This window comes from Pedobacter ginsenosidimutans, assembly GCF_001442625.1.
GTDB lineage: Bacteria > Bacteroidota > Bacteroidia > Sphingobacteriales > Sphingobacteriaceae > Pedobacter > Pedobacter ginsenosidimutans.
In genome coordinates this window covers 232,081-245,041 of record NZ_LMZQ01000001.1, presented here as the reverse complement: position 1 = coordinate 245,041, position 12,961 = coordinate 232,081, and the positions used below count along the sequence as shown (strand labels likewise).

11 protein-coding genes are annotated in these 12,961 nt (G+C 34.5%); 4 read left to right on the top strand and 7 right to left on the bottom strand.

The window, feature by feature from the left end; genetic code table 11:
• Window positions 1-34: 34 nt before the first annotated feature.
• The 5 genes from ASU31_RS00920 to ASU31_RS00905 form a co-directional block, all read right to left on the bottom strand.
• Window positions 35-406: a 4-fold beta flower protein gene (locus ASU31_RS00920; protein ID WP_057930518.1), complete on the bottom strand. Its 372-nt coding sequence runs from the start codon at window positions 404-406 to the stop codon at window positions 35-37.
• A gap of 285 nt (window positions 407-691) precedes the next feature.
• Window positions 692-832 (bottom strand): hypothetical protein, encoded by a 141-nt coding sequence (locus ASU31_RS27350; protein WP_157257888.1) that lies wholly within the window; start codon window positions 830-832, stop codon window positions 692-694.
• Window position 833: 1 nt separating this feature from the next.
• Window positions 834-1,220 carry a hypothetical protein gene (locus ASU31_RS00915; protein WP_057930517.1) on the bottom strand — a complete coding sequence of 129 codons (387 nt, stop codon included), beginning with the start codon at window positions 1,218-1,220 and terminating at the stop codon, window positions 834-836.
• 1,161 nt (window positions 1,221-2,381) lie between these two features.
• Window positions 2,382-3,038 carry a hypothetical protein gene (locus ASU31_RS00910; RefSeq protein WP_057930516.1) on the bottom strand — a complete coding sequence of 219 codons (657 nt, stop codon included), beginning with the start codon at window positions 3,036-3,038 and terminating at the stop codon, window positions 2,382-2,384.
• Window positions 3,039-3,129: 91 nt separating this feature from the next.
• Window positions 3,130-3,504 carry a hypothetical protein gene (locus ASU31_RS00905; RefSeq protein WP_057930515.1) on the bottom strand — a complete coding sequence of 125 codons (375 nt, stop codon included), beginning with the start codon at window positions 3,502-3,504 and terminating at the stop codon, window positions 3,130-3,132.
• Window positions 3,505-4,009: 505 nt separating this feature from the next.
• Here ASU31_RS00905 and ASU31_RS00900 point away from each other — a divergent pair.
• The 3 genes from ASU31_RS00900 to ASU31_RS00890 all read left to right on the top strand — a co-directional run bounded on the left by ASU31_RS00900 (window position 4,010) and on the right by ASU31_RS00890 (window position 7,180).
• On the top strand, window positions 4,010-5,401 hold the full coding sequence (locus tag ASU31_RS00900; protein ID WP_057930514.1) for an HNH endonuclease: 1,392 nt from the start codon (window positions 4,010-4,012) through the stop codon (window positions 5,399-5,401).
• Window positions 5,402-5,742: 341 nt separating this feature from the next.
• Window positions 5,743-6,774: a HipA domain-containing protein gene (locus ASU31_RS00895; protein ID WP_157257887.1), complete on the top strand. Its 1,032-nt coding sequence runs from the start codon at window positions 5,743-5,745 to the stop codon at window positions 6,772-6,774.
• A 1-nt stretch (window position 6,775) separates the two neighbouring features.
• Window positions 6,776-7,180 carry a HipA N-terminal domain-containing protein gene (locus ASU31_RS00890; RefSeq protein WP_057930512.1) on the top strand — a complete coding sequence of 135 codons (405 nt, stop codon included), beginning with the start codon at window positions 6,776-6,778 and terminating at the stop codon, window positions 7,178-7,180.
• Window positions 7,181-7,509: 329 nt separating this feature from the next.
• On the opposite strand, the gene ASU31_RS00885 is transcribed toward ASU31_RS00890, so the two are convergent.
• Entirely contained in the window at window positions 7,510-8,172 is a 663-nt protein-coding gene (locus ASU31_RS00885) for a master DNA invertase Mpi family serine-type recombinase (RefSeq protein ID WP_245224447.1), read from the bottom strand.
• 105 nt (window positions 8,173-8,277) lie between these two features.
• Between ASU31_RS00885 and ASU31_RS00880 the strand changes: the two genes are divergently transcribed.
• Window positions 8,278-9,084 carry a TaqI-like C-terminal specificity domain-containing protein gene (locus ASU31_RS00880; protein WP_057930510.1) on the top strand — a complete coding sequence of 269 codons (807 nt, stop codon included), beginning with the start codon at window positions 8,278-8,280 and terminating at the stop codon, window positions 9,082-9,084.
• Here the strand turns inward: ASU31_RS00880 and ASU31_RS00875 are convergent.
• Complete coding sequence (locus ASU31_RS00875) at window positions 9,057-12,854, bottom strand: DUF7149 domain-containing protein (protein ID WP_057930509.1); 3,798 nt, start codon at window positions 12,852-12,854, stop codon at window positions 9,057-9,059. The genes ASU31_RS00880 and ASU31_RS00875 overlap by 28 nt on opposite strands.
• Window positions 12,855-12,961: the final 107 nt, after the last annotated feature.

The following is a 12,961-nucleotide window of genomic DNA, read 5'->3' as shown; positions in this document are numbered from 1 at the left end:
TGGGTATGAATTTAGAATTATAGGCAGAAAAATATTAATCGTTTACAAATTCATCCCATGATAGATGGGACCAACCACCTGTTGGAGTGTAAGGTCTATAAGGCCTGTATGGCGTATACGGAGTATAGGGGGTGTATGGTCTATAGGGGGTGTAAGGCGTGTAAGGTCTATAGGGTGCATAAGTATTTTCAATTGGCGTATCTGGATTCCAGAATAATGTTTTGCCATTGAAGTCTCTAATATTGTTTCCATAAAGATGTCCTCGCCAATTTTTTTTGCTTACATTCCATACGCTTGAATCACTAGAAACAAAAGCAACCCACTCCATTTTCGTATTAAATATGTTTTTTTTATCGTCACTTAACCATCCTACTAGGTCCGTGTCTTTATTGAATAGAGCTGTCATTATAATAGATTTATATTTAAAGGGATAAATTGATCATCAAATGAAATTGACATGATTTTGGATAACTAAAGTAATTCAATAACTAAAAAAGAAAATATGGAAAACCGTAAATGGCATCATAAATCGAACAATGTTTACTGCATATCTAAAAGATGAAGTTGATATTATTATTTAGGGAGTAGTAAAATAACTGGGATATGATGGTTTTGAAAAGTAAGTTTCTTAAGAGAAGCTTGTCATTTGAAAAATATCACATAGCATTGCCATGTGATATTTGTCGACAAACTACTTTTTCTTTGGTGGAGGCGGTGGAGGTGTCTGAAACGTTGGTAAATTGCTACCCTGTTTAACTGTTGTTGGTGCAGATTGCACTTTGTTGCCACCCTCTCTTACGATGGTACTGTTACCGCTTTCGTTTTTACTCATTTTAATTGAAGTTTTTGGTTAAATAATCGGTTGATTCTCTATCAGTTTTTGCCAATAATTTCTTCTTGGTTGTCTTTACAATTTCGTTGATGATTTTGTTAATTGGTTTCTCAGTTGCTTTAATTTTATAGAATAAATCTTTAGCTTCAATTTCAGTTAGTTTTTCAGATTCATAATCCATCCATAACTCTTCTAACTTATTGTAGTAATCAAAGTAAAAATCAACGACACTATCAAGTTTGTCAACTTGCTTTTCTGTCGGTAATAGATGTGGTTGAAGCAATCTGCCTAATTGGATAGCAGAAATGATAAAGCAAGCAAAAAAAGGAAAATCTTTCCAAAATGCCCATCCCATAACGCCAGCACCAGAAAATATTAATATTATCATTGTGAAATAATTTAAATACTTCCTGTTAAAAGCTAACAGTTGAATACAATAAAGTTGGTGGTGTTTAGCTTGACATATTTCATTCCAGATTCTATTGCGCATTGATTTGTTTTTAGATACTAAGGTTTAAAGATAAACAACAACTATAACTAATTATTCTTTAGTTTTCTACATTATGATAATGAATAATATCAGTTGAAAAGTTAATTGAAATTTTGGATATGTAGATATTAATGGATTTCTGGAAGTAAATTAGTGCTCACCGCTTGCGAACTGAGAAAATGTGTGAGAATCAGTAGTTGCAAAGCAACGGGATTCGATCTATGTTTTAACACAAGCGAAGCGTAGCATTTTCGACTACGCAGGTGAGCTGAAAAATGGAATGCGATTAGATTTATCCGGGATGAAGCGAAGCAAATCCTAGATAAAGATAGAGGAAGCATTCATGAGGCAGCCGTTTTGCCAAAATTAAAACCATGACAATGCAAAGCAATGGCGTGTGTTTTTAGTGGCATTAGACTTGCCGAATACCGATCTTCCTATCATTCTGGTCGTAGCGTCTCGCTAAGGCCTAAACAAAATCACCCACTATCCGTAGCGTTCCGCAGGAGTTCTACGGATTAGCCAATAAAAAAGAGTCTCCGACTCGGCTTAGATAAAATGAAATAGCTTTAAACAAAAAAAAGCCCATCTTTCGATGAGCTTTTGATCAGTAGGGTCAACCCGCGCAAGTTCGACCATTTTTGAACATTGTGAAGCCGTAGTAAATTTTGAAAAAGTTTTGAGAAATAAAATTGAGGGTCAGTATCGTAAGAAAAAGAAGTTTTAACATTTAATGGCCGCTATATATAAAAACATGTTTTTAATTGGATAAGCCTTTAAAAGAGATAATTTAATTAATATTCCAGGTTAATATGGTGTCAAGATGCTATGAAGTCGCTTTCCTTGATTAAACTTACTTTAGGTTTAAATTTTTGAAGTTTTTTACCATTAAAATATCAAATCAACCCACTAAATCAATAATGGACACACTCATTCAAAATAAAAATATAAGTTTAATAAAGGTCTGCGATGTCGTATTTCAATGGCAATCTAATGCTAGATAAACTTTTTATTAAGAAATGAGAAAGTCAATCGCTTTCGAAGTCTGCAATTATACTTTTAAATAATTACTTGGTGAAGGTCGAAGATTTTCGCAGTTTCATATTGAAAAAAATCAGTATGTAATGGACGAAACATTATTATTTGGATTTCTGGCACAGAATTTAATGTTGATTTTCCAAAAGGAGCATGATAGATAGGGAATCTTGAAGGTCTACAGTAAGAAACATGTCGCCTAAAGCCTAACAATTCCCGTTGTTGAGATTTTGAATATTTGCCAAATTTGCATTCATATGTTGCATGAAGGTGTTGAGGAGCTGGATAACCATTATAATTGTTCTGTATGTCATACATGTATTGGGCTTTGATGATGACTAAATCAGCTTCAAATTTATCACCCACAGGTGCAAGTTCGCGCATTGCTGCTAAACCAAAACATTCGACATCAGTTGCGAAGTAAAATGTTTCACTGCTAAACTCGACTTTAAAAGACTTTTCAGGTATGAATCGACCCGGCTTTTGGTTAAGGAAAACTTTGGGATTAGTGACAAGAATCGGATTTCCATAAAGAGTTGCATATTCGTTGATTGCATTAACACACACAAGCGCTTCAAATCCAACCTCCACCATTTTTGTAAAAGATGCCATGGGTTTTCCCTTAATATTCCGAAGTAAGTGGTCAAACTTTTTTTTGATTGTAAAAATATCTTTTGCCATTATATATTCTTGAGTTTATCAAACAATGTTTGATCTTCTTCATCTATCTCAATGGCAATTTGAATAATGTTTAACATTTGGGTTAAGTATTTCAATTCAGGAGGGTTAAGTATGGATGTAATATCAACAGATTCATTGTCAAAATTCCCAGTACATAGCCGGGATATAGTCCACTTTGATTATCGGTGGGAAGAGACTGCATAATTCTCCTGTAGCTCTCCAGAATATTTTTCGATTTTTTGAAATAGGTCATTGTTACTCGGACCAACTTATTTAGATGTAACTTTGATGCATTTAAATTTTGAGCAAGGTAGTGTAATTCTGCCATTACGTAAATAGGCTCTTTTGAAAGCTGGTCATTTACATCTGAATTTAATAAAAAAATTTCTATTGATTCTACGAATCCATTTCTGTATAATGTGTCGTAAAGTGCATTGAAAAGATTTCTTGCCATGAGATCAGTCATCTTATATAAGTTTAAATTGGCTTACAATTTAAAAATCAAGATAAGACTTTTTAAGTAAGAAAAAGTAATATAAGAGCGCCAAGCATGTCTGTTTTTTTCTATATATAATGTAGAAGGGTTGCAAAAATTGGTCATTATAAAAAGAAATAGACTGGATTTAGATTCCGAAATGAAATCTTTATATTGTTGTAATCTTGATTCTTTTGCTGAATCGACAGCGGTTACTAGGCACTTTTAAAAATTCTTACTTTCTGTTTTGTGGAAATGGCCAAAGTTGCGAGTTATATAAATACCTAAAATATAGGATAATTTTAACTAGGCGGTGTGATAGATTCTCAAATTCAAGAAACCTAGGTAAGTTTTATTGAAACATAAGAAACAATAGTTAGAATAAGCTGGCATTATCATTAAGAAATATTCAATTTTATATTGATATTCACGTTAAAATAGGCTCGCCTTACCATGAAACCACAAGGCAATCCAATAATCGATAGTTTATTTGCAAATGAAAGATAACTGCCTTTTTTGTTCAAATACGTTAGACGGTTCAAATGAACACATCATTCCTGATAGTTTGAATGGTCGGCTTCAAAGTCGCAAACTAATATGCAAATCTTGCAATAGAAAGTTTGGAATCCATCTTGACCCCATATTGAAAGAGGTGCTTCACATGCAACTTTATTTTCTAGGGTTTGCGAATGCGCAATATTTCGCAATCAAAGATGACCAGGGGAACATATATAGAGCAGATCAGAAAGGACAGATAATTCCCCAACAAGTTCTGACTAAAAATATCCAAGAAAATGGTCTTGAGGGCATCAGTGTTAGTGGACCAATGGAGAAGGCAATCCAAGCAATGCTCAAAAAAATGGTTCGGAATTATGGTGTGGAGGAAACCCTTATGGCTGCAAAGAGCGGAAATATCAAGATTCAAGAAAAGAGCAAAGTTCCGAATGAACTTGTGGCTGAAAACCCACTCATCATAACACCGAAGCTCAAACTAGCGGTGGAAAAAATCATGATTGAATATTATGCTTTTTGCGGCTTGGAATTAAGTTATATCGAAAGTAGGTTAAAACGAATATATGCACTTGATGAACAATCAGAGGAAGTCATTATCTGCAATTTAACTCAGGAAATCAGGAAGCCTGTAGATAATGAAATCAGCCACTTAATTTGTATCAGGTCAAATGAAGACCGGAAAGAGTTATATGTTTACCTGGAATTATTTAACGTAGTCTGTGCTTATACGCTAATTTCTTCGCAATATGAAGGAGTTCAGGTGAATTATACTTATTATCAAAATGCGCTCACCGGAGTGCCAATGACAAATATCCCAGAGCTCAACATTTCAAATTTGTCAGAAGGGGATGAAAATTTAGAATTTTTAGCTAATGATATGGTAGAGCGAAAGCTTGATGGTGATATCATGGCGATGTTGGAGCAGGATCTCACCAAAATGATCAATGATTTAAAGGATCGTCGTTCCAAGGGTCAGGTGAGCGACGAGGAACACGGAAATCTAGTTATGAAAAAAGCAGCAGAAATTTCTGCCTACTTCACTATTAATTATCCAGATCAGTTCACTGGGCTTTCTACGGATTTCATCGCGAAAACTAACTACATTTATTCGACAATTTTTGCTGATCAGACTGATCAGTTTCAAGCACATTATAAAGGCTTAATCGGTCAGGAATTTACCATCGAAAACGACAAAAGAAAGTGGATTCTAAAAAGATTTCATTTTGTGCTTGCAAAAGAAAGAGATGGGCGTGATCGCCGCAAGGTTTACTGTCACTTCCAATCCGTTAAGGGGGAACATGAAAAAGAAATTCTTTGTCTTAATGTATTCAGGGCACGCGGACTTGAAATGCCAAAAGGTGTTTCTTGGCTTTGAGAAAAATGAATTGTCGGAAAACAAAAGACTTGTTTCTAATCAGCAAGTTGTTAAAAGGTTTTGGTAACGTATTAATAGTCGTTGAACGTTCACTCAAATGGAAGATAAGTTTTTGATTGTTCCAGACTTCTTTCCTAATTCTTTAGGTTAATTGCATATAAACATGGAAAATTGAATCTATTTGACCCCTCACAACCAAATTCAATGTCAAAATAGTTATGATTTAAGTAAAATTTTATTTCTGGACAAATAGTATCGACCACCTGCGGTTTATTCATAATAGCGTCTTAATTTTTTCTTGGGGGCTAGAATTATGCTACCAAGATTTTTATTCCTTATCTTTGCAGTCAATACTATCTAAAGTGAAAGCCGCCCATCCAAAACTCCGTACTGAAACATCCATGCATTGTTCGGGCCTTTTTTTAAATGAAAGGATAATTGAGACTTTAAAGGAGAAGCACTATTATGTAGAAGATAGGTTACTTGATGGCGATGCACCAAAACAATTTATTAGGGTTTACCGGTATGCTCCTGATAACGGCATTCATAAAAAGAATCCCAAAACCTGGATTCCGTATATCGCGAAAACTGCAGAAAAATGGTATCCCCATGAATCGGTTATCGAATTTATGATCAATAGGATCGGTCAAGTTTTAGGACTTAACATGAATGAAGTCGAACTATATTGGATAAATGGGCAAATCCGTTTCCTGAGCCGTTACTTTTTGAAAAGCAGTGATACTCTTACCCATGGTGCAGAAATTTGTGGGGAATACTTAAATGATATGGATTTGGCTGCAGAGATTGCTAATGAAAAGAAAACTTCGCGGGAACTGTTTACTTTTCAATTTATAGAAAAAGCATTAGCTGCCAAATTCAAATTAAATTGCACCGTACTTATGACCGACATTGTTAAAATGATTATCTACGATGGGCTGGTTGGTAACAATGATAGGCACTTTTATAATTGGGGCGTCATAACTAATGCCAAAAAGTTAGCTACGCCCCCACGTTTTGCGCCACTTTATGATTCGGCAAGAGGTTTGTTATGGAATAGTAGTGACGATTGGATAGAGAAGAATCTTCGGGCTATGAGCCAGAATGGAAAAAAAGTTGAACATTACATTCAAGATGCCTGTCCAAGAATCAGTATAGAAAATAATAGTGGAATTAATCATTTTGGATTAATTAAATATCTTAAAAACTATAAGGGCGAATATCACGTTCTTATAAGAGATATGTCTTCATTGGATAATGAAGAGCGCATCTTGGAAATGTTAAAAAAAGAATTTTTTCCTTTTTTTATCCTAGAAAGATGTAAATTAATAGAGTATATTGTTAAAGAAAGATTTAAAAGAATAAGGGAGTTATAATATGATAAATTATTTAAAGCAACTTTTTTCAAAATCAGAGGAACCCCATGCTGACGTTGAAGTTCTTTTACCAAAAGGCGAAAATGCTACATTTGAACTTCGTGTAGATAAATTGGTTATCGGAACATTGCATTGTGAGAACGGTGTTTGGGAATTTAAATACACTGAGGATTTCAAAAAAAATGGGGGTAACTATAATCACATTGCGGGGTTTTCAAACCTAAATAAAGTTTATACGAATGATAGCTTGTGGCCGTTTTTTCAAACCCGTATTCCTGGTTTAAAACAACCGGCAGTTAAGGAGATATTGAAAAAAGAGCATATAAACGAATCTAATGAATTAGAATTGTTGAAACGGTTTGGAAAGAAAACGATTTCCAACCCTTACGAACTGGAATTAGTTTAATGATTGAAACAAATTGTAATCCCCGAATAAAATTCTCGGGGATTTTTTTTGTCATAATTCTTCAGTTCATAATCAAATGCATGTTCTAATCAGTATGCTAATAACAGATATTATAGTTGTAAACAGCCCGTCTGCTTTATTTTAGTGTACCAATTTACAAGTAATGAAAAATGTATAACAATTCTGAAAAAATTATTAAAGTAAGTTTCGGGATTAAATAGTAAGTGCTATTTGCATGTGACAATCTCCATGAACAGAAAGTGATCATCCAGTTATCTAAATATTTCTTTTTTCGGTTCAAGCTAAAATTAAAAATTTTTATATGTAAATCATTCTGCGGATGCAATTACTCGGCCTTCTTTTATGAAACTTGATACTGTCAAGCGATGAACGCCCAATATTCTTCCGATGGCACTGTATGATACATTTTTGTCCCTCAATTCTTGAACACGTCGTTCCTGACCAGAGAGTTTGGTTTTAGCAGACTTTCTGCCCTTAGGGCGTCCCAAAATGACACCTTCTGCTTTTTTTCGTGCAAGTGCTTCTTTTGTTCGTTGAGAAATTAGGTTGCGTTCAATTTCTGCCGAGAGTCCAAATGCAAATGCCAATACCTTGGAGCTTATATCACTCCCCAAACGATAGTTATCCTTAATTGTCCAAACTTGTATGTCTTTGTTCATACATTCATTTAAAATTCCCATTATCATCAATAAATTCCTGCCAAGGCGTGAAAGTTCTGAGCAAATCATGATATCTCCTTTTTTCATCTTCTTTAGAAGGCTGCCCAATTTTCGGTCGTCAACCTGTTTTGACCCACTAATAGTTTCTTCTATCCATTTGTCAACTAATAATTCATTTTTAATTCCGAACTGATTGATTTCAAATCTTTGATTTTCAATTGTTTGTTTGTCTGTGCTAACCCGAATATATCCGTAAGTCATAAATTTTAAGTGCTTTTTGCGATTGATTAAAAAAAAACGAAGTTCTGACAATTTTTAATAGACAAAAAAAGTATGTAAAAATAGAGCGATTTTATTGAACAAAATCAATCTTCATTTAAGTTTTCTACATCCGAAAGTTGGATTATTTTAAGTTCTATGGAGCAGCAAATTAAAACAAAGATTGAAGCAATAGGTACACCACTGAAAGAATGGGATATCAATATTTATAGGGGTATTCTTACAGGTTTTAACGCGGCTTTCATAGTAGATGACAAAAAGAAAAATGAGCTCGTTGCAGCCGACCCTAAATCTGCCGAAATTATACGACCGATTTTATCTGGCAAAAACATTAAAAGATATCAATTTAGCTGGGAAAACAAGTGGATAATTTTTACTAGACGAGGTATAAATATAGACCAATACCCTGCAATTAAGGCGCATTTACAAACAGATTATGATAATCTCCGGCCTAGAAACAATAATGAACCTACTGGACGGAAGCCAGGGTCTTATAAATGGTTTGAAATACAAGATAACGTTGCATATTTTGAGGATTTTGATAAACAAAAAATTGCATGGGGAAATTTAGCATTAAAAGGACAGTTTGCTTTAGTTGATGAAGGCTACTACATCAATGCACCTTCATCTTTTATTGCTACAGACCAAATCTATCTAATAGCAATATTAAATTCACAACTAGCCGACTTTTATATAAAACAGCTGGGGGTAACGCGTAATGGTGGATATTTTGAATACAAACCAATGTTCGTTGAACAACTTCCTATACCGAAAATTTCACAGAATGTGGCAGATAGATTGTTAGTATTAATTGAAAAATTAAAAGAAAAGCCACTCTTGAAAATTCAAACAGAAATTGAAATTAACAATATTGTAAATTCATTATATGATATCACGGAAGATGAAAGACAGTTTATTTACAATTCAGCATCATTAATTAACTGAACTTCTTCTGGTGAAAGTTCGAAAATATTGTAAATTAATTGATTTAAGTCCTTGTAAATGCTATCATCAAACTTAGCATTAAGAGAATCAATGATCAGATTAATTTTTGATTCGATAACATCATTTGGCTTAGGCACACAAATTTGATCTATGTACATTTTTATCCATCTTCTTGTTCCTGCCCCTGAAGTTGCAGCGATTTTATCAAAATACCATTCACATAATCTTGAATTTAAAAAGCCCAGTAAATATTTAAGATGATTACCAGTCATAAAGAATATAGTATTGTTCAAAAAATATCCTTTAAGATCCAAGGCAAAATTTGGGCGATCAGTAAGTTCAATCCAAACTATTTTCTCTTCATTAAAACTTTCTAGATAGGCGCAGTTACGTAAATTACTCCAGTGCTTGCCTTTATCTAATCTTTTATTAAGTTCTTTCTCATAGGTTTTGAGGTGGTCAAATACTATTGGGTATTCTTGTTGCACTTCAATTGCTTTGATTCCTTTATCCTTTTTACCATTATGTGTATTAATGATCCACTGGTTGCCAAATTTCAAGTCATACTTTTTGATATCTCTGCCACGAAGAATCGGTCGTATAATTTCGGCAGATTTAGGGTCGGCTGCAACCAGCTCGTTTTTCTTATCTTCATTGATAATGAATGCTTCATTGAAGCCAGTCTTAATACCGTAATTTATTTGGATATCCCAATCTTTCAGGGGTACTCCCAGGCGCTCTATTTTTTCTTTTATACTCTTTTCGATTGATGAAAGTAAAGCCCAACTTCCGCCAGACTTAAAGACATTTTTACTTGTATTTTGTTCAATAAAATCGCTCAATTTTTCTAGACTTGTTAAACTCTTCTGTATAAGACAAGTTTGGGTGTCGTTTAAATATGGGGATTTTTGTGCGACAAGTATATTAACATCTACGGTAGCAGAATCAAATACTGGATAGCCACTAAAATCAATAAGTGATAGTGGGTTCGTACTTTTTAAGAAGTATTTTCGAGTACTTTCACCGTAGTTGGCACGCATCCATTTATTTGAGGTAATATACCCAAAGTAATAATCTGGCTTTAATAAGTTTATAGCCTGTTCATAAAATAGGCTATATATATCGCCAGTTCGTACATATGTATCATAATTCTGTCGTTGTAGGATATCCGCCTCTGATCCCATTTTCTGAAGCTGGATGTAGGGGGGATTGCCGATAATGACATCGAATCCTATGAAATCTCCATTCTTGTCCAACACTTCCGGAAACTCAAAGCGCCATTCAAAAGCATTTTTATAGTGCGTATTGTTTTCTATTTCCGCGATTTCCAATGAAATTTTATCAATCTCTTTTTGATATTTCGCAACTTCCTTTCCAATGTCCTTCAGAGATTTTGTTTGTCCAAAAAGACTATTATTTGTCGATTCGGCAAGTATCTTTTTCCCACGCCACTCAGATAGTCTTTTGCGTCGAGGGTCTCGATTGCTCACTGTTTCATGAAACTTGGCTTTAATTTCTTTGATGAAATTTCTTAGATCTTCTTTAGCTTCCTTGTTAGGTGCCTCTTTATACCGCTGCACCGCTAATTGATAATCCTTAACGCCAAATTTATTTTTTTTAAATACATCGGAGAGATCTTCCTTTAGACTGTATTTATTAAGTAAAGAATTTCCCTGCTTTATGTTAATGTCGATGTTTGGCAAGGTTTCAAGTTCATTGGCTGTAGCGGCATCTCCGACTTTATAGTAGGCATTTTTTAACAATTCTATCCATAACCTTAATTGGCAGATTTTCACCGAATTGGGATTAATGTCAACACCAAACAGACAATTTTCAATCAATTTACGCTTTTCGTCGAAAAGGGCTTCTTGAATACGCTGAATCTGCGGAGAAACTTTGAACTTACCCTCTGAGTCAGTTAAGACTTGATAATCAAAGAAATCCTGGCCCTGCATGTAGTTGACTACTAGTTCATCATTTGCTATGGTTATATCCACATCTGAAATTCTGTTACCATACCGATCGGCAAAAATGCCGAGTTCTGCCTTAATTGCAATAAGTTCATTTAAACTTGATACCAGAAAGTGACCTGAACCCACTGCTGGGTCGGCAAGTCGCAAGGTATCAATAACAATATTGAATTCTAGTACATCACACGAATTCCTCTTGTCGGCAATATGGTTTCTCAGATCAGCTATCGTTCCACAGTTCCATCCATAATTGTCGTTGAATTTTTTAACGACAGAACGCCTGATAACATCTTTGCATAAATACATAGTGATCGCGCCTGGAGTATAAATCGAGCCATCTTTGTAACCATTGATTTTCTCAAAAACTAATCCTAGTACCGATGCATTAATGATGGTTTTGTTATCCTCTTGTATTTCTTCTTTACCTACTGAAGAAAAATCATATGAATCAAGAAAGGCAAACAGATAATTCAAGGTATTTAGCGTTGAGCCTTCTATTTTGCTCTTTCCTTTTCTTAATACCGAATTCGAATATATAGGGATATCAACATTGTCGTCAAGTGCATTAATTTTAATGGTGATATCTTCTAATTCAGATATTTCAAATAGGGAGCTGTTAAGATAGGGTACAAATCTGTACTTTTCACGAACTGCAGGTAGTCTGTCCACTGATTTTTTCGCCAGAACTTGAAAGAATAATTTGTAAAGCTCATCATAATCCTTGATGGTTTGGATATTCAAGAACCGGTATTTCTGATCTTCCTGGTGATATTTTTGTAGCTGCGCTTCTAGTAATTTTAGAAATAGCAAGCGATTAATCCAAGTAATAGAAAGGTCAATGGCCAGGTTCAATAATTTCTGTTCACGGCTTTCGCCGATCTGAAGCTTGGATGGAACTTTTCTTAAGCAGTCTTCGACTTCCAGAATGCTTAGGGCATTTTCGATAATTGACCCAGGATTTCGTTTTGCTGGTTGTGGTCTGTCGATCACTTTTCTACTTCCATCCTTGACTTCTTCCAGTCCTATAATGTGTAGAAGTTCCGCGAAGAAGCCCTTATCCAACGAATTACTGTCATTGGTAAACGATAGTTTTAACAGGTTGATCGGGGTGAAGAATTTATAAAGTGCAATGAGTTTAGTGTCGTTTTTTTGTTCGTTTGACTTAAGGCTTTTTTGGAAATCTCTAAGGTCAAAGAAGGTAAAACTAATCTCTTTATCAAGCTCCTTTAAAAATGGTTTGACAATCTCGTTATAGAATAGCCCTGTAGATGTGCTGATTTTTTGGCCGTTCTTCCATTCTCGGTATGCGGACTGAAGATCTTTGTTCTGGGTAAATATCTTTTCAAAAGCAACTGCGTCAAAAACATACCATTCATAGATATTGGTGATGATCAAGCTGGTTAACGATAAATTTTTTTTGTCGATCCGCTCTCTTAAGAAATATAATATTAGCTCATGCATTGCCCTCGCATTGAGATTGGTCTTTGTAATCATCTCAGCCTTGTTGGAAGGCTTCTTAACTTCAAACATAACTGCTACTGGTGTTTGTGCATTATTACCTGTATGGATCACAAAATCAGTCCGTCCATTTGTAGCTACTAAGTGCTGCGGATGGAAATAGGTGTTTTTTAGAAAATCCATGAGATGGATTTTTACATGTTCTTCAGTTTCCTGTTCATTGATGTGTCCAAGCAGGGTATTTAAATTACTTTTGAAGATATTTAAATCGTTTCTTTTAGGTTTTAGTAATCTGAATGCTTTGTTTAGGCTGGATTTTATGTCAATGAATGAGATCGTCATTTGATTTTCTTAATGTAGATTAGCTTTCAATATTACAAATAATATAGTAAAAAGGTATTATTTATCACAGGACTAAAGAGCCATAACTTTTCCGTATTTCGCAAAAT